The organism is Micromonospora sp. MH33, from assembly GCF_003013775.1.
Lineage (GTDB): Bacteria > Actinomycetota > Actinomycetes > Mycobacteriales > Micromonosporaceae > Micromonospora > Micromonospora fulviviridis.
Map to the genome: position 1 here is coordinate 1 of NZ_MUYZ01000637.1, position 1,339 is coordinate 1,339.

The window sequence follows — 1,339 nt, forward strand, 5'->3', positions numbered from 1 at the left end:
GGCCGAGCACCGTCTCGGCGGAGTGGACGGTCACCGGCAGCGGCTCCGGCACGGGCGGGCCGAGCCGGCGCGCCCGCCAGAGCACTAGCAGCAGCCCGGCCAGGGCGAGCTGCGCCAGCACCGCCCAGAACCAGGGCGGGAAGGCCTCCCAGAGCGGGTTGTGCCAGTTCGGCGCCGGGTCCGCCCGGTCGTCCGCGCGCCCGCCGGTGCGCCGGGGCAGCGGGGTCCCGCCGTCGTCCGGGGTCGGCGACCAGCTCGGCCCGGTCGGGGCCGGCTCGGGGCCGGGCAGGTCGAGCCAGACCAGCGGGCGGTCGCCGCCGAGCAGGCCGGTGGCGAGGCTCCGGTTGCCCCACTCGTCGATCCGGTCGTTGCGGAACGGGTCGCTGGCACCGATCACCACCACCTCGGCGCCCCAGGAGATCCGGCGCAGCGCGCCCGCGTAGCACCGGTCGACGGGCGACGGCCCGGCGTACCGCTGGTGGTCGACGGCGGCGGTGCCGGCGCGCAGCGCCTCGGGCAGCCGGCAGGGTCCGTCGGCATCCGGCGGCAGGGCCCGGGTGGCCCACCGGCGGTCGGTCGGTTCCAGCGGCAGGGCCAGGCCGGTCAGCACCCGGCGGGACGGCTCGACCAGCACGAGCCGGCTGCCGCCGGGCAGCACGGTGAGCGCGGCCAGGGTCCCCGGGTGCACCAGCTCGGGGGCGGGCACGAAGAGGGTGACCGGGCCGGGCCCCACGGCCCGCAGGGCCTGCCGCGTGTCGGTCTCCCGGCGGATCGGCACCCCCTGCGCGCGCAGCGCCTCGGCCAGCCGGCTGCCCCCGTCGTCGCCGGTGGCGACCGGGGACAGGAAGCCCCGGTCGGTCGGGTCGGGCTGGTCCACGGCGTGCAGGACCAGGGTGGTCACGATCAGCAGCACGGCCAGCCCGAGCGGGACCAGCATCCGGTGCCACCGGCGGCGGGGCGATGTCGGCGCCGCCGGGCGGGCCGGGTCGAGGGTGGCGGTCACCGGTGGTCCCCCTCGGCGGCCAGCTCGCGCCGCAGGTCGGCGGCGAGGTCACGCATCCGGTGGTCGTGCGCCGCGGTGGCCGGGCGCTGGGCGTACCAGAGGTCGGAGAAGATCGTTCCGGCGGCGTGCAGGGTGGGCCGCACACCGGGCCGGACCCGCCCCACGGCCGTGGTCAGCTCGGTGACGGTCAGCCCGGGCCGGGGCTCCACCAGCTGCCGCGCCACCAGGAGGCGGACCATCTCGCGCAGCCGTTCCCGGACCGCCTCGGCGTACCGGCCCTCGGCGGCGAGCCGGTCGGCGAGGCCGGCGTGGGCGGCCGGCGCCGGCCCGGGCGAC

General features: G+C 79.5%; 2 protein-coding genes. Both read right to left on the reverse strand.

Going from position 1 to position 1,339, the window contains the following annotated elements; genetic code table 11:
• Positions 1–1,003: DUF4350 domain-containing protein (locus B0E53_RS36555; protein ID WP_107079927.1), on the reverse strand; the 1,003-nt coding region annotated here is incomplete at its 3' end.
• Positions 1,000–1,339, reverse strand: a 340-nt coding sequence (locus B0E53_RS36560; protein WP_146167977.1) for a DUF4129 domain-containing protein, incomplete at its 5' end; no start/stop codon positions are given. The genes B0E53_RS36560 and B0E53_RS36555, both read right to left, overlap by 4 nt.